This window comes from Pontibacter populi, from assembly GCF_040278685.1.
Classification (GTDB): domain Bacteria; phylum Bacteroidota; class Bacteroidia; order Cytophagales; family Hymenobacteraceae; genus Pontibacter; species Pontibacter populi.
The window spans coordinates 186,358-203,118 of record NZ_JBEOKT010000002.1; the positions used below are offsets into that span (position 1 = coordinate 186,358).

Below are 16,761 nucleotides of genomic sequence, written 5' to 3' on the forward strand. Positions count from 1 at the left end.
ACTTTTCAGCACCGGCTCTTATAGTTTCAACTATAGTTTAGACCCTATAAAACAGCCATTTAGACAACTCTTTATAGTTGATCTTTTTGCCATACATTAAAATACCTACGCGGTAAATACGTGAAGCCAGCCATGTTGTAAATATAAAGCCTAAGATCAGCAGCCCCATAGATAGTAGTAGTTCCCAGGCGGGCACACCAAACGGCACGCGCACCATCATAACTATAGGCGATGTAAACGGAATAATCGACATCCAGAAAGCCACTGCCCCATCCGGGTTTTTCAGCACCACCGAGTAAGACATGATAAATGAGATTACCAGCGGTATAGTTATCGGCATCATGAACTGCTGGGTGTCTGTTTCATTATCAACGGCTGCTCCAATAGCGCCAAACAAAGAACCATAAAGCAAATAACCTCCCAGGAAATAAAACAGGAAACAGCCAAAAATCAGCAGCAACGGCAAGTTGGCAAAGCTCTGGGTCACATCCTGAATAGTGTTGGCAAACTCATCGCTGTTAGCTGCGGCTTCTTCGGGGCTTTCTTCATCCATGTCAGCCACACTCTCTCCTTCAGCAGCCACTTTACCTGCCTCGTACTGTTCCATTGGGCTTGGAGCGGCATCTATACCAAATGCAGCCGAAACAGCGGTTACAGCTATAAAAGAGAGAATTATCCAGAGCAAAAACTGTGTAAGGCCAACCGCTGCTATACCAATTATCTTACCCATCATCAGCTGGAATGGCTTAACCGAAGAGATGATAACCTCCACAATACGGCTTGTTTTCTCTTCTATAACACCCCGCATAATCTGCACACCATACAAAAAGATGAAGAAGTAAATGATAACCGCAGCCACTACACCGGCAGCCGATGTGATAATAGCATTGTTACCTTTCTCCCCATCGTCGCTCAGGTTTATTGTATTAAGCTTTACATCAGCTTCTATTTTATCCAGGGTCTCGCGGTCCAGGCCGGAAGCCATGAATCGCTGGTTCTCAATCTCCTTCTCCAACGCGTTTTCCAATCGCATTTGGGTTTGTATGCTGGTGTTCTTTTTGCCGTAGATCGTTATTCCTTTCGGATCATCAATCGTGATCTTGGGGATATAAAGCAGCGCAGTATTGTCTGTTTCCTGGTAAACTGCTTTAGCTTGCTCCAGGCTACCACCCAGGTGCACAAATTTCAGGTCTTTCTTGTTCTCAAGTTTATTAGCAAACAGTCCGCTTTCGTCTAGCACCATCACCGTCTCCTCTTCGCCGGACATCGTTATCAGCAACCCGGGCAGAATCATAAAAGTAGCCAGCAATAGCGGTGTCAGCAACGTCATGATGATAAAGCTTTTTTTACGAACTCGTGTCAGGTATTCGCGCTGTATAATTAACCAGATCTTATGCATGGTATGTTTCGGTTACTTTACGGATGAAAATATCGTTTATACTTGGCACCAGCTCTACAAAAGAGTGGATCTCTACTCGCTCTATCAGGTAGCGCAACAAGTCGTTGGGTGTCGTTCCGCCTTCCAGCTTAATGTTTGCCCGGAAAACGCCATGATTCTCGTGCTGCTCCAGCACCTTAAAATCAGGAGAGGTTATAAGCAGATGGCCGTTACCAATTACCTGGAAGGTATCGGTTTTATAAGCATCTTTAATTTCGCGCACAGGTCCATCCAGCACTTTCTGCGAACGGTTTATAAGGGCAATGTTATCGCAAAGCTCTTCTACAGATTCCATACGGTGTGTAGAAAAGATGATCGTTGCACCATTGTCGCGCAGGCGCAGAATTTCGTCTTTTATCAGGTTGGCATTGATCGGGTCGAAACCGGAAAATGGCTCATCCAGGATAATCAGCGTTGGCTCGTGCAGCACAGTAGCTATAAACTGCACCTTCTGCTGCATCCCCTTCGAAAGGTCTTCGATGTTCTTGCCTAACCACTCACGTATCTCAAAACGATCTACCCAGGTTTTTATGCGGGCTGTGGCATCAGCTTTAGAAAGGCCTTTGAGCTGCGCTAAGTACAACAGCTGCTCCCCTACCTTCATTTTTTTGTAAAGTCCGCGCTCTTCAGGCAGGTAACCCATGTCCTTTATATGGCTGGGTTTCAGACGCTCACCCCTGAAGTAAATCTCGCCTTCGTCGGCACCGGTTATCTGGGTTATAATACGGATGAGAGAAGTTTTACCGGCTCCGTTAGGGCCCAGTAAACCGAAAATGCAGCCTGCCGGTATGGCAAAACTTACATTATCGAGGGCAGTGTGGTTAGCATAGCGTTTCGTAACGCCATCAATCTTTAGAATACTCAAAGCTGAAAAACCATTTGATGTAATCAAAAATAGCTTTTAAGCATCAGAACGACAACTTTATATCAGCTTTATACTATACTTTTCGACAAACTATAACTATAGCCTGATAAAGCAATTATAGTAAAGGATATAAAAGCAAAGAGCCGGTCCTTGAATCAGGAACCGGCTCTTTTTATAGTTCATAGTTTCTTACTGAAAGTAATCTTTCACTTTCTCGAAGAAGCCTTTATCATTTTTGCCCGGGTGCGGTGCAAAGTTATCTGAATCGCGCAGTCGCTCCAGCATTGCACGCTCTTCTGAGTTCAGGTTTTTCGGTGTCCAGACGTTGATATGGATCAATTGATCGCCTTTGCCATAGCCATTTATGTCTTTAATACCTTTGCCACGCAACCTGAAGATCTCGCCACTTTGCGTACCTGGCTTGATGTTGATCTTTACTTTACCGCCTATAGTTGGTACTTCAATATCGGCACCAAGGGCAGCATCCATAAAGCTGATGTACTGGTCGAAAATCACGTTGTTCCCATCACGTTTCAGGGTTGGATGAGCCTCTTCTTCGATCTGGATCAACAGGTCTCCCGGCACACCGCCACGCTCCGGCACGTTACCTTTACCGCTCATAGACAACTGCATGCCATCCATTACACCGGCCGGTACATTTATAGTTATTACCTCTTCCTGCAGCTCACGACCGCTACCATGACAAGCATCACAGTTTTTGGTTACAATGCGACCTTCGCCGTTACAGGTTGGGCAAGTTGCCGTGCTCACCATCTGGCCCAGCATGGTGTTCACCACCTTACGCACCTGGCCCGAACCCTGGCACTGACCGCATGTCTGCATTTCGGTTCCGTTTTTGGCTCCGTTACCACCACAGGTACTGCAGGCTACATAGCGTTTAACTTTTATCTTTTTCTCAACTCCGTTGGCAATTTCCTCCAGGTTAAGCTTAAGTTTAATGCGTAGGTTGCTGCCTTTTCGCTGACGGCGTCCACCGCCCCCCTGGCGTCCACCACCAAAGAAACTCTCGAAAGGGCTGCCGCCACCGAAAATATCCCCGAATTGAGAGAAGATATCATCCATGTTCATACCGCCGCCACCGCCATTCATGCCCTGGTGACCGAACTGGTCGTAGCGCTGACGTTTCTGCTGGTCGCTTAATACTTCGTACGCCTCAGCAGCTTCCTTAAATTTGTCTTCTGCTGTGTGGTCGTCCGGGTTCTTATCCGGGTGGTATTTGATGGCTAGTTTACGGTAAGCTTTCTTTATTTCATCCTGTGTGGCGCTCTTGCTTACCTCCAGCACTTCGTAATAATCTCTCTTGGCCATTTGCTTACGCTCCTATTATAACTTTTGCGAAACGGATCACCTTATCATTCAAAGTATAACCTTTCTCGATCACGTCTACTATTTTGCCTTTCAGCTCTTCAGATGGAGCCGGAATCTGGGTTACTGCTTCGTGCATGTCAGCATCAAATTCAGAACCAGCCGGAATATCCATTGCCTTCAGGCCTTTCAGCTGTGTTACATGTTTTAATTTATGGAAAACTAATTCCAGCCCCTGCAACATTGCATCCACATCTTTAGTTGCCTCTATCGACTGGCGTGCACGTTCCATATCGTCCAGTACAGGCAGTAACTCGCCCATCAGGTCCTGGTTAGCGGTTTTTAGAAGATCCTGGCGCTCTTTTGCAGTTCTGCGTCTGAAGTTCTCAAACTCGGCCATCAAACGGATGTACTTATCTTTCATTTCTGCCAACTCTGCAGCCGGACCATCTTGCTGGTCTTGGGTAGCAGTTTCTTCGGTTTCGTCTACCTGGTTAAGGTTTTCTTCCGTTTCAGCACTGGCAGTATTCTCCTGCAATTCCTCGTGCTCCTGTTCTTTTTTAATATCTTTATCTGACATAATGCCTTAAAAAAGTTAGATGAATAGGTCTACTTTGTCTTTTCAATTGTCTTGCCAAACCGGCGCTTGTGCCAAGTTGGCACTGCTTAATTTAAAATGACTGAATAATTGATTAACTGAATAGCTACTGTTTAAATTCAGTTAATCAGAAGTCTGTTATTCAAAATTAAAGCCCGAGGCGTTTAAAAAAAATCGGTAGACAGCCTTGTGAGCCACTACCGATCTGATGTTATAGTTTAAAATGCTGGCTTAGCTGTTTAAAGCATTCCAGATCATGTCTTTCAACTGAGAGATATTTTTACCGGTGATACTCGAGATAAACACTGTCTCCAGTTCTTTGGGCAATGTGCTGCGCATTTCATTCTCCAGCTCTTCATCCAGCATATCGGATTTAGTGATGGCTAACAAACGTTTTTTATCCAGCAGTTCCGGGTTAAAGGTTTCCAGCTCATTCAGTAGTATCCTGTACTCCTCCGCAATATCAGGGCTCTCGCAGGATATCATGAACAGTAGCATAGAGTTACGTTCGATATGGCGCAGGAATCGTAAACCAAGCCCTTTTCCTTCGGAAGCACCTTCTATAATACCCGGAATATCGGCCATTACAAACGAGCGGTAATCGCGGTAAGCTACAACACCCAGGTTTGGTACCAGCGTTGTAAAGGCATAGTTGGCAATTTTAGGTTTTGCAGCCGACACTACAGAAAGCAACGTAGACTTACCTGCATTCGGGAAACCAACCAGACCAACATCAGCCAGTAGCTTCAGCTCCAGAATCACCCATTCTTCACGACCTTCTTCGCCGGGCTGGGCGTAGCGTGGCGTCTGGTTTGTAGGCGATTTAAAGTGTGCGTTACCAAGTCCACCGCGTCCGCCGGGAGTAAGAATGATCTCCTGTCCGTCTTCGGTGATCTCGCACACCATTTCGCCGGTTTCGGCATTTCTGGCAACTGTACCCAGCGGCACTTCCAGTACCTGGTCTTCGCCCTGGGCACCGCTTGAGTGGCTTGGGCCACCATTCTGGCCGTTTTCAGCAATAATGTGTTTGCGGTATTGTAAATGCAGCAATGTCCATAGTTGGGAATTGCCTTTCAGAATAACATGACCGCCACGACCGCCGTCGCCACCATCAGGCCCACCTTTTGCCGTTTTCTTGTCGCGGTGCAGGTGTGCAGAACCGCCGCCGCCGTGTCCGGAGCGCGAGCAGATCTTAACGTAATCTATAAAGTTTGATGATGCCAATGTTGGTAGTAGTGTGGGCCGGAGCCCGGTAAATGCTTACTTCTCTTCTTTCTTCTCTTCTTTCTTCTCTTCTTTCTCCGCTTTCAGAGAATCTATCTGCTCGCAGATAGACGCAAAGATCTCTTCGATCTCGCCAATACCATCTACTGCAAAATACTTGTCCTGCCCTGAATAGTAATCAGCAACAGGAGTAGTTTTGGTGTTGTACTCATCCACGCGCTTGCGGATCAGTTCTTCATTCTGGTCGTCGGGGCGACCCGATGTTTTGCCACGAAGCAATAAACGCTTTGTCAGTTCTTCATCGTCCACTTTCAGGGCTATCATGCACGAAATTTCAGTGCCATGCTCTAAAAGCAGTTTATCCAGTCCTTGCGCCTGTGGCACTGTTCTCGGAAAACCATCGAAAATAAAGCCGCCGGCATTTCTGTTCTCCTGTACTTTGTTGGAGATCATTCCGATCACAACTTCATCCGGAACAAGCAGGCCATTGTCCATTAAAGATTTGGCTTTCAGGCCCAGCTCTGTGCCCGCCGCTATTTCAGAGCGTAACAGGTCGCCGGTTGATAGATGGATGAGGTTATATTTATCGATCAGCTTCTGACTTTGCGTGCCTTTCCCAGCACCTGGAGGACCGAACAAAACGATGTTAAGCATATCTTTCGTTATAATAAAAGGCAAAAATAGGTATAAAATTCCTGAAGTGCTTATTTTTTTAGACAGCGCTTCACTCCAATCCGCTGCAACTATAATTTATTAAGAATAAATCTTTTAGGACACGATCTTGTAGATATCGCGCAGGTTGCGGCCCAGGCCGTTATAGTCCAGCCCGTAACCAACTACAAAATCGTTGGGGATAGACTTAGCTACATACTTTACATGTAACTGGTGCTGCAGGCAATCCGGCTTTAATAACAGCGATGCTATCTCTACCGAAGCCGGGGTTTTGGCCTGTAGCTGATTTACCAGATTATGAACTGTATGGCCTGTATCCACTATATCTTCCAGCACCACTACATGGCGGCCTTCCACATTTTCAGTAAGACCTAAAACCTCTTTCACACTACCGGTACTTTCCATGTCCCTGTATGACGACAAGCGGATAAAAGCGATCTCGCAAGGTATAGTTACCCGCTTCATGAGGTCAGACGCAAACATGAACGAACCGTTGAGCACAGCCAGGAAAAGCGGGTTTTTACCTTCGTAATCCTTGTTTATTTGCTCAGCCAGCATGGCTATACGGGCTATTATCTCTTCTTCGTACAGGTAAGTGCTAAAGTCGCAGTCGTGCAGCGTAATCGTCCGGGGATTCATAGTTCGGGTATTGGTGAGTTACACAAAGGTAGCATTTTAGTATATGATAAAAAAAGAAGCCCGACGCAAAGGCCGGGCTTCTTTATACTTATATGTATAGTTGAGGTTACTTTGCAGCAATGCCAGCTATAGTTACTGTATTTTCAGCATTTATAGTTTGCTCTGCTGCCGGAGTTACTTTCACTTCTTCAGGTGTCAGTTTCGGCTCTTCCGGTATGGCCGGAGTCTGGTCTAATGCAATGTGTGGTGCTATTACCAACGACACGATCGACATCAGCTTGATCAGGATGTTCATAGACGGTCCAGACGTATCTTTGAACGGATCACCAACGGTATCACCGGTTACAGATGCTTTGTGCGGCTCAGAGCCCTTGTACTCCATCACACCATTGATCATTACACCTTTCTCGAATGATTTCTTTGCGTTATCCCAGGCGCCACCGGCGTTAGACTGGAACATAGCCATCAGTACACCAGAAACGGTAACACCAGCAAGTAAACCACCAAGGATCTCAGCAGATGGCGTATCTTCAAATACACCTTTCAAACCGAAACCAACTATAAGCGGAACAATAAGGGCAATAGCGCCTGGCAACATCATTTCGCGGATAGCTGCTTTTGTAGAGATCGCCACGCATTTTTCGTATTCTGGTTGGCCAGTACCTTCCATAATACCCGGAATTTCACGGAATTGACGACGAACTTCGTGCACCATCGCCATTGCTGCTCTACCTACCGCTGCTATACAAAGCGCTGAGAAGATAAACGGAATCATGGCACCAATGAACAGACCAGCTAAAACAGGTGCTTTGTAAAGGTCAATAGAGTCGATGCCTGCAATACCAACGAAGGCTGCAAACAGGGCAAGAGAAGTTAGAGCTGCTGAAGCAATAGCGAAGCCTTTACCGGTTGCAGCAGTTGTGTTACCAACAGCATCCAGGATGTCTGTTCTACCACGTACTTCTTTCGGCAGTTCGCTCATTTCAGCAATACCGCCTGCGTTATCCGCAATCGGACCGAATGCATCTATAGCCAACTGCATAGCGGTTGTCGCCATCATACCTGCGGCAGCTATCGCCACACCGTATAAACCAGCTGCTGCATACGAAAGAACTATACCTGCTGCCAGAACTATAATTGGCAATACTGTAGAGTGCATACCCACTGCCAGACCAGCAATAATGTTAGTAGCATGGCCCGTAGAAGATTGCTGCACAATAGAGTTAACCGGACCTTTGCCCATTGCGGTGTAGTACTCCGTGATGATACTCATAAGCGTACCTACCACCAGACCAACTATAACTGCCAGGAACACATCGTTTGCAGAGAAATCAAAATTACGCAGGTTCATCTGCTCCGGTAGCATCCAGTGGATCACAAAGTAAGAACCAACAGCAGTCAGGAATACAGAGATCCAGTTACCAAGGTTAAGGGCAGCCTGTACATCACCACCTTCCTTTACACGGATAAACAGCATACCGATCAGGGAGAAAACAATACCCAGACCAGCGATCAGCATTGGAAGGATAACCGGCGATAAGCCACCGAAATTATCCTGCGCTATTACCTCGCGGCCAAGTACCATCGTGGCAAGTATAGTTGCCACATAAGAACCGAATAAGTCGGCGCCCATACCGGCTACGTCACCCACGTTATCGCCTACGTTATCGGCTATAGTTGCAGGGTTACGCGGATCATCTTCCGGGATGCCGGCTTCTACTTTACCTACAAGGTCAGCGCCTACGTCGGCAGCTTTGGTATAGATACCGCCACCCACACGGGCAAACAGGGCAATACTTTCAGCACCCAGTGAGAAACCTGTCAAAACTTCCAAGGCAACTTCCATTTCATGGCCGTTTACATTGCCACCTACGCTATGCACGAAAATATAATACAGCACTATAAACAGGGAGCCAAGACCCAGCACAGCCAGACCAGCCACACCCATACCCATTACAGAACCACCTGCAAACGAAACGTTAAGGGCCTTAGAAAGGCTTGTTCTTGCTGCTTCGGCGGTACGCACGTTTGCTTTGGTAGCGATACGCATACCAATAAAACCAGCCGTAGCTGAGAAAACAGCACCAATTATAAAGGCTATCACGATGGACCAGTGCGAATTTTCACCGGAATAACCCAGATAGCCTAAAAATATACTTGCGATCACTACAAAATAAAAGAGCACTTTGTACTCTGCTTTTAAGAAAGCCATAGCGCCATCTGCAATGTGGCGTGCTATCTCGGTCATCCGCTCATTGCCTGCAGGCTGCTTCGTCACCCAGGCTGACCTTATGAAGGTGTAAATCAGCGCTGCCAGTCCGAGACCCGGAATTGCGTAAAGAATATTTTCCATTTAAAAGGTTTAAGAGTGTTAAGGTTAAAGAATATTTGAATATAGCTATTAAAGAAATGATTTTGCCTCTAATATTCCAAATATTTTTAAAGGAAAGCGGTTTAATGAGCCAGTAGCTATACTTCTTATTCTGAACAGGTTGGAACTATAGTTTGCATGGATACGCCAAACTATAGTTTAAAAGCAAAAAAGCGCAGTTTTGGGCTGCGCTTTTATAGTTTATAGTTCAGGTTATAAATCAATCTAAAGATACTTATTTTGACTTTTTGCCAAAATTATATTTGCTCATTATTCACCAATTTCAAACAAAGCATTTTCTGTCTGTACAAGATTTCCTTTATCAAATAGCTTAGTAATAGTATCCATTTTCGAATGCATCAATTTTGCTACTTCGCTTAAAGAGAGTCGTTTTAGAACATTAGACTTACTGATGCTCTTCACTTCTTCTTTTTGGGTAATCAAAGCATTTACCAGATCAAAACTCCAATAAGTATTGCTGCAAATAGATGCAATTTGTGTTTCGATAACGCCTCTGTCATTCACTATTTTCAGAATCAGTGTATCATTGATGAAGGTATTTGAAGCAGCTATAGTTGACATTTTCTGATCAGTTAACTTGAACTCATACTTCTCCAGTAGTTGGTAAAAATATTTACCAATACAGTAGTCCAGGTATTCTTTTAGCTCACCTTTCATAAACTCTCTAACTAACTATAGTTTCTCCATCAGCGCCTGGTATAGTTTCACCATGCTGTCAATGTCCTTTTTGTTTACGATCTCGTCGGGGGTGTGTACATTGTCTTCGGGGGCGCCAACAAAGCACCAGTCCCAGGGGTAAGCGGCTTTTTGCAGTTCTTTGGCATCGCTGCCGCCAGCCCCTTCCACTTCCAGTTGGTAAGGTACTCCCGATTCTTTTGCGATGTTGATGATCTTCTGCACATACGAGCGCCGAGGGATCAGGCTGTCGCGCATGGAAACTACTACACCTTTGCCTGGCTGCACGCCTTCTGTAACCCAGGTAATGTCTGCAATTAAAGCCTGCCGTACATGGTAATGTTCGTAAATATACTTGGCCAGGTAAGCTACCGACCCGCCGCCGTGTTCTTCCCAGCAGCTAAAAGCTATAATGCCATTCTCTAAGGTCTCAGCCAGTTTTAAAGCAGCCCATACACCCAGTCGGTTATCCATGTAGCAGCTCTGCACCGTTTCTTCAGTCTCCCTGAAATCGCAGGCAAAAACCAGTTCGGTACCGCGCTCTATCTCCCGGTGATACTCATAACTTAGTTCACCTTCCTCTTCATCATATTTTAAAGTACAATTAATTTCTCCCTGGCTATCGGAGCCTGTTAACTTGTAACCCGTTTTAGAGGCTGGCCCACCTATGGGCACCAACTGATGGCCGTAACGCACGGTATATCCTATAGAATCCATGTGGGCAAAAACGGCGGCATTAGGTTTCCCAAAAACCAACAAAATACAATCCTGGAAATCTTCGTTATTTACTATAACGGGTTGTACCTTCCACTGAACTTTATGTGTTTCGATATAGTTTAGCAGGAAGTCAGTCATATTTTTTTCGTTGCCTGACGGAGCATGTATCTGACAGAGTTGTTTCAGGAGCTGCATGTTTGTAGTTTTGGGTCCAGACTCAAAATTAGTATAAAAGTTGTACTTTCATTTCCTATCTTGCTGCGGTAGTAAATGGCGCACCTTAGAATAGAATTTTACAATTTCACATGAAGAAGTTTTTATACATCGCCTTCGGTTTATTTTTACCTGTTCTGGCTTCGGCACAGACCCAGGAAACTACGGGTGATACTACTGCCATGCGCCAGATTAATATTGGTACAGTAGATGTAATTCCTACTGCTGTGAAGGTAAAAGGCATGCTGCTGCTTAACAAAGATGTGCAGTATGAACTGGAGGGTGCTGTTGACAACATGTACAACTTTAAATTTGAACGTGCCGAAAAGCAGTTCAAATCACTTCGTCGCCGTTACCCGGAGCATCCGCTACCCTATTTCCTGATGGGCCTGAGCCAGTGGTGGAAAATAGTACCTACCAACATACAGACACACCAATACGATAAACTGTTCTTTGCTTATATGGATACCACCATAGAAAAAGCAGAAGAACTATACGACAGAAACGAGAATAACACCGAAGCGGCTTTCTTTATGGCAGCAGCGCATGGTTTTGCGGGTCGCCTGCATTCCGAGCGCAGCAACTGGCGCAAAGCTACCGTGCACAGCAAAAACGCCCTGGAGTACATGGAAATTGCCAAAGCCGGTAATGGCCTGAGCCCTGAGTTCCTGTTCGGGGAGGCATTGTTCAATTACTATGCTGTCTGGATACACGAGAACTATAAAATGCTGCGCCCTGTGCTAGTGTTTTTCCCGGATGGCGATAAACGCCTGGGTTTAAAACAATTGCGCCATGTTGCCAACAATGGGTTTTATACCGCTACCGAGGCTAAGTTCTTTCTGATGAAGATTTATGCCAACGAAGAAGGTAACATGGAAGAGTCGATGAAGCTAGTGCAAACATTAGTTTCCAAATATCCTGACAATGCTTATTTCCAGCGTTTTTATGCCAGGTTATTGTTTGTACAGGGTCATTTCTCGATGGCTGAGCGCGTATCGTTGGATATTTTGCATAAGCTAGACCAGAAAATGCCGGGCTACGAGGCTGTAAGTGGTCGTTATGCATCTTACATTTTGGCCTACGTTAACCAGAACAAATACCGCGACCTCGAAAAAGCAAAGCAATATTATCAGGATGCGATTATGTATGCAGAGATGAGCAACGAACGTGATTCGGGATACTTTGTGAATTCTTACCTGAACCTGGCCCGTATCAGCGATCAGTTAAAAGATAAATCGAAGGCAAAGCGCTACTATACCATTGTTATCAATAATACCGAGAAAAAATCAGCTGCCTTTAAAGAGGCCCGTACTTTCCTGAAAGCAAACAAAAAGGTTAAGTAAACAGATTTAAGAAATTTTGCTGACGCGCAGACATTGAGTATGTCTGTGCAACCCATAGTTTACCTGTATGACCAAATTTAGCTCTCAGATCGGCATCTTGTAGTAACAGTTCCAGCTTTTGGTACCATTCCTGAGGAGTATTACAAGTAAAACCAGCTAAACCATCAGGCACAGCCACCACATTTGCACCAACCTCCGAAACCACAACCGGAATACCCAAGGCCATATATTGCAGCGCTTTAAAAGCACACTTCCCTTTTGCCCATTCGGTATTAGGTAGCGGCATTACGCCAATATTAAACTTCAGCAAACTTTCAATCTCTGTATCTGCACTCCAAACTATAAAATTCAGCGATCTTAGATTTAAGTCAGGTTTGCGATCAGCTACAACTATAAAATCGAAACTATAGTTTTGCTCAAGCTGCTGCAATACCGGCTCTATCAGCTTTAAATAAGGCAACGTAGAATGCGACCCGATCCAGCCTATAGTTACCCGCTCCGTTTGCTGTTCTTTAACCCGGTTATAGTTTATAGTTGTGTTTAATACGGTTGGTAGATAAACAGCATTTGCGTCATAATTAAGCGCATATTGCTGTAGATAATGATTCCCGGCGCTAACCTTATAGCTCCACTTAATAATCTGAGCCGTTTTCTGATGCCATTTATAGTTCGATGCCATGCTGTTATCTTCCGTCGTATTCGGCATCCAGATCGCATCATCAAAATCGAAGATGATCTTTTTACGGAATACTTTTGCTGCCACCCATTCAAACCAGGGAGGTCCTACAGGCGTGGCTTCGCGGTGAATGAAGATGTAGTCGTAAGCCGGCAGTTGGGCTAACAGGAACAGTCTTTTGAACATGCCCTTTACTAAGCCGGATAACTTCTGTAGACTATAGCCTTTTCTGTAAAGTATGGCCCAGGTGGCAGTATCCCAGAAAGGGGCGAGTTTGTAGTTTATAGTTTGCTCCTGCAGCACGGGTAGCCACTGCTCTACTCTGTACCGCTGCGATGCAGCTTTACTTACCGGGTAAGGAACTACAAATAAGATCTTCATAGTTCGCTATTAGCTAGTTGGGCAAAGAAGTATTCATAAGCTTCCCTGATCTTCTCCGGTGATCTGTATTCAAGCGCCAGCTTTGGAATCTCGTATCGGTGTTTTGGATTGCGAACTATAGTTTGGATCTGCTCAATAGCCTTTTCCAAACTTCCAGTTTGTTGTAAGTTAAAAAGCGCTCCGCCTCCTTCATTTTTAATGATATCACTGTCGTCGCCTACGCCTTCGGTTAACAGTACAGGTAAGCCATTTGCCCAATATTCGCCGATTTTTACGGGAGAAAGGTATTTCTTGGAAGGTCCAGCTTTGTAAGTGGCCAACGCAAAATCAGAAGCAGAAAGGAATATTGGCACCTGCTCATGTGGTACCGAAGCCACATATACGTTACCCAGATCCATCTTATAAATACTTAATTGTTGCTTAATTTCCTCTTTGGGTTGTGGCGAAAGTATGATCAGCCTGAAGTCAGGGATTAACCTAAAGCACTGCTGATAGATCTGAAAAGCTTCCTCGTTATAGTATAGTCCGCCAAACTTGCCGACGTAGATGCCTATAGTTGCCTTCTCCCATCTAAGTTTCCGGCGCATTTTGGTTCTGCCAGCAGCATCAAACCTGAAATGATCGGCATCTACGGAACATGGCACTGCTATTACTTTATTTCCTGGTACACCTTCGGTTAACAGCTTTTGTTTATAACCTTCTGCAACCGGCATCAAACCAGCTGCATTCTTCTGATGTTCTTCCCAACGCTTCTGCATCATGTATCTCAGGCCACACTTATTCCAAACACCAGATTCCAGCATATAGTCGGCGTGGGGTTCAAACAACGATACAAAATAAGGAACGTCTGATCTTTTGGTAGCCTTATGGACTATAGTTCCGGCAGGTGCGCCATGCGCGATCACTGCATCTGCATTCTCAGCTGCAATAACATGCTGCAGCTTTTTACAACCATTTCTATAATCGCCTATCTGGTTAAGTAACCTGACCTTATAGTTTGATGCCGTAAATGGGAACCACTTTACTTTAGGAAGATCTGTAATAATACTTGTACCATCCTCCAGGTTTGTTTTCTCTTCCAGTGTTATAAGTATAATCTTTTTAACCTGCTCAAACTCAACCAAAGCCTTTATATGTGGCATCACTGTAGAAACAGTAAGTCCATCATCTAATCTCCAGCGACAAAGAAAAACTATAACCACGATGTTAGGTAAGGTATTGTTGGTATAACGCTTCTATTTCATCCAGATAAACCTGCTTCCGGAATGCCCTAGCTCTCACCTTTCCTGCTCCCATTAGCGTATTCCTTAAATCCAGGTTATCTCTTAAAACCTTTATCTTGGCTGCACATTCTTCTGGTGATTTCGGATCAAAAAATAAGGCATTACCTGCAGTTATCTCTTTATGCGTTTCTATATCAGACAAGATACAAGGCAAACCGATCGCCATAGCTTCAACCATCGCAATACCGAAGCCCTCATGAGATGAGGCTTGAATAAACCCATCATACTGATGTAGCAACTTATGTACACTGCTTTGCTCACCTTTGAGTTTAACCTTCTCTAGTCCATCTGTGGCTATCATGTTCTGCAACTCACTCCATAACGGTCCGCTTCCGATAATATCCAGGTGTATAGCATCATCTTTCAATAGTTCCATCGCAGCTAACAGCAGCGGGTAATTCTTTTGGTCCTTTAAGGTGGCTACTGCAACCAGGCGGAATGGAATAGCAACCTGACTCTCTGTTTTTTCGAAGTCGGCATCATAAAACTGGTCTGAAACAAAGTTGTATATAACATCTGCTTTACCCTTTACTCCTATAGTTCTATCATAATCCTTGTATACAGCTTCGGAAACGAAAACAACATGGTTATTTCCACTATAAGTTAGTTTCTCAGCATAATAACTCAATCGGTTAAGTTCAAAAGCATCTTTACTCAGAGCGTTATGAACAGTAAAAATTAAAGGTATATTCTTATGTTTAGCCAGCCGTGAAACTAGAGTTGGCCAGTAATGGTGCGCATGAATAAGATCAATTTTCTCCTTCTTTATGATCTGTTTTAATCTGTATGCGCATTTAAGCAGGCTATACTTTCCTGAATAGTTAAGGCAATAAATCTTATCAGCTTTAACTTCGGGCAATAAGGTCACAGGTGGCCGCATATATACTACAACATGCCTGTATTGATCAGAAAATCCTTTTAACGATTCAGTTAACAGCACCTCTGCGCCGCCCATTACAAGCGATTCAATAATATGTAGTACAGTAGCTTTCAAGTTAACTTTGCTGATAGTAAATTACCTCTTCGCAATTACATGTAAAGGTGGACAAGCCAAAAATACTATTTATCGGCGATTATTGCAGAACAGATTATCTCAGTATGCTGGATAAGGCTGGGGATGCCTGCGAGTTTTGGTTTTTATATTTTGCTTCTCCTGTTGAAGAGGAAAATAATTCGTACCTAAACTATGGACGGGCTATTTACTGGTCAGATTACAGAAGTGCCCAAGACTTACTGAAAGCACTAGCCCCGCACAAAGTGCTTTTCTTATACATCGATACTTACCATGCTGTTATATTGAATATGGCCTGTAAGGCGGCCGGTATATTTACTTATCACCTGGAACATGGCATGCGCGCTGATTATGGGATAGCTTATGATGCAACTATAAGTCCACAACTATATAGCAAGTCATCCAATAGATTCAGAGCATTACTTTACAACCTGGGAGACCGGATAAAAGCCAGACTGTTTTTAAAGAATAGTATTCAGAAGTTTTCTAAAGAAGATGCTGCTTTCGCAAAAGAATACATTTCGGTTCGGGGCAAGCATAATTATCTTGAAACTTTTAAGATAGTAGCATCACCTAAGCGAATTGCAAATTGTTACATAACGTTTAGTCCCAAAGTCTATCAGGCTCATCAGCGGTACGACCATCTCCCGAAAAATCAAAAAGCTCACTTTATTGGTGTACCATATTTTGATAAATTAGCTAAAGTAAACTCATCGATACCTGAGCGCTCTATTCTTTTTATAGATCAACCTTTAGCGGAGAAACATCTGTTGCAATGGTCTTCTGAGTATAAAAATGATTTTGCCAGAGCTTTAGCAACTATAGCTCAAGAGCATAACTATAAACTTTATGTAAAATTACATCCAAAACAGGATGGTTCTATTTGGGAGAGCATTCATACTGTAGAGATCATTAATGATAGTCAGTTACTTAAAGCTTGTGGAAACATCCCTATAGTTATAGGCTTTTACTCCACCTACCTGATGCCCTTTGCTGCTTTTAAACACACCACGCTTATTACTCTTGAAAACCACCCTGCCGGAAAGCTGGATGTGTCGAAATCTTTTGTGGATGCTGGTGTAGCGCACCCTGTCTATAGTTTAGATGACCTGCCGGCAGCTTTCGAAAACATAGAACAACTTCACCAACAGCAGCTACCCAACAAAAAGAAGTTTGAACAGGATTGGCTTTATAAATTCGATGGTAAGGCGGGTGAGAGGTTGAGGGATATTTTACTGAGCGACGAACTATAAAACAAAAGTGGCTTCAAACTATAGTTTGAAGCCACTTTTGTTTTTTAAAATTTA

At 44.2% G+C, this 16,761-nt stretch carries 15 protein-coding genes; 2 read left to right on the forward strand and 13 right to left on the reverse strand.

From position 1 onward, the window contains the following. Nucleotides 1–37 precede the first annotated feature (37 nt). From ABS362_RS02665 to ABS362_RS02710, 10 genes are all read right to left on the reverse strand, one after another. The gene (locus ABS362_RS02665; RefSeq protein ID WP_350410735.1) at nucleotides 38–1,399 is read right to left on the reverse strand and encodes an ABC transporter permease; all 1,362 of its coding nucleotides are present in this window, start codon (nucleotides 1,397–1,399) and stop codon (nucleotides 38–40) included. Further along, a complete protein-coding gene (locus ABS362_RS02670; protein WP_350410736.1) occupies nucleotides 1,392–2,303 on the reverse strand; it encodes an ABC transporter ATP-binding protein in 912 nt (303 codons plus the stop codon). The genes ABS362_RS02665 and ABS362_RS02670 overlap by 8 nt, the downstream gene beginning before the upstream one ends. Nucleotides 2,304–2,492: 189 nt before the next feature. Continuing rightward, complete coding sequence (gene dnaJ / locus ABS362_RS02675; protein WP_350410737.1) at nucleotides 2,493–3,632, reverse strand: molecular chaperone DnaJ; 1,140 nt, start codon at nucleotides 3,630–3,632, stop codon at nucleotides 2,493–2,495. Nucleotides 3,633–3,636: 4 nt separating this feature from the next. Then, nucleotides 3,637–4,209 carry a nucleotide exchange factor GrpE gene (locus ABS362_RS02680; RefSeq protein ID WP_350410738.1) on the reverse strand — a complete coding sequence of 191 codons (573 nt, stop codon included), beginning with the start codon at nucleotides 4,207–4,209 and terminating at the stop codon, nucleotides 3,637–3,639. 249 nt (nucleotides 4,210–4,458) lie between these two features. Beyond that, nucleotides 4,459–5,451, reverse strand: coding sequence for a GTPase ObgE (gene obgE, locus ABS362_RS02685; protein WP_350410739.1), 993 nt, complete (start codon nucleotides 5,449–5,451; stop codon nucleotides 4,459–4,461). A gap of 36 nt (nucleotides 5,452–5,487) precedes the next feature. Then, the gene (locus ABS362_RS02690) at nucleotides 5,488–6,105 is read right to left on the reverse strand and encodes an adenylate kinase (RefSeq protein WP_350410740.1); all 618 of its coding nucleotides are present in this window, start codon (nucleotides 6,103–6,105) and stop codon (nucleotides 5,488–5,490) included. 114 nt (nucleotides 6,106–6,219) lie between these two features. Further along, nucleotides 6,220–6,762, reverse strand: coding sequence for a hypoxanthine phosphoribosyltransferase (hpt, locus tag ABS362_RS02695; RefSeq protein WP_350410741.1), 543 nt, complete (start codon nucleotides 6,760–6,762; stop codon nucleotides 6,220–6,222). A gap of 106 nt (nucleotides 6,763–6,868) precedes the next feature. Beyond that, nucleotides 6,869–9,115 carry a sodium-translocating pyrophosphatase gene (locus ABS362_RS02700; RefSeq protein ID WP_350410742.1) on the reverse strand — a complete coding sequence of 749 codons (2,247 nt, stop codon included), beginning with the start codon at nucleotides 9,113–9,115 and terminating at the stop codon, nucleotides 6,869–6,871. Between the two features lie 288 nt (nucleotides 9,116–9,403). Continuing rightward, nucleotides 9,404–9,811, reverse strand: coding sequence for a hypothetical protein (locus ABS362_RS02705; protein ID WP_350410743.1), 408 nt, complete (start codon nucleotides 9,809–9,811; stop codon nucleotides 9,404–9,406). 15 nt (nucleotides 9,812–9,826) lie between these two features. Next, the gene (locus ABS362_RS02710; protein WP_350410744.1) at nucleotides 9,827–10,741 is read right to left on the reverse strand and encodes a M20/M25/M40 family metallo-hydrolase; all 915 of its coding nucleotides are present in this window, start codon (nucleotides 10,739–10,741) and stop codon (nucleotides 9,827–9,829) included. 110 nt (nucleotides 10,742–10,851) lie between these two features. Here ABS362_RS02710 and ABS362_RS02715 point away from each other — a divergent pair, with 110 nt between their 5' ends. Continuing rightward, complete coding sequence (locus tag ABS362_RS02715; RefSeq protein ID WP_350410745.1) at nucleotides 10,852–12,102, forward strand: tetratricopeptide repeat protein; 1,251 nt, start codon at nucleotides 10,852–10,854, stop codon at nucleotides 12,100–12,102. On the opposite strand, the gene ABS362_RS02720 is transcribed toward ABS362_RS02715, so the two are convergent. The 3 genes from ABS362_RS02720 to ABS362_RS02730 form a co-directional block, all read right to left on the reverse strand. After that, a complete protein-coding gene (locus tag ABS362_RS02720; protein WP_350410746.1) occupies nucleotides 12,095–13,159 on the reverse strand; it encodes a glycosyltransferase in 1,065 nt (354 codons plus the stop codon). The two genes, ABS362_RS02715 and ABS362_RS02720, sit on opposite strands and share 8 nt — an antisense overlap. Then, nucleotides 13,156–14,301, reverse strand: a complete 1,146-nt coding sequence (locus ABS362_RS02725; RefSeq protein ID WP_350410747.1) for a glycosyltransferase family protein — start codon at nucleotides 14,299–14,301, stop codon at nucleotides 13,156–13,158. Before ABS362_RS02725 ends, ABS362_RS02720 begins: the two co-directional genes overlap by 4 nt. A gap of 64 nt (nucleotides 14,302–14,365) precedes the next feature. After that, entirely contained in the window at nucleotides 14,366–15,436 is a 1,071-nt protein-coding gene (locus ABS362_RS02730) for a glycosyltransferase (RefSeq protein WP_350410748.1), read from the reverse strand. A gap of 47 nt (nucleotides 15,437–15,483) precedes the next feature. On the opposite strand from ABS362_RS02730, the gene ABS362_RS02735 reads away from it, so the two are divergent. Next, entirely contained in the window at nucleotides 15,484–16,707 is a 1,224-nt protein-coding gene (locus tag ABS362_RS02735) for a polysialyltransferase family glycosyltransferase (RefSeq protein WP_350410749.1), read from the forward strand. The last annotated feature ends 54 nt before the right edge of the window (nucleotides 16,708–16,761 follow it).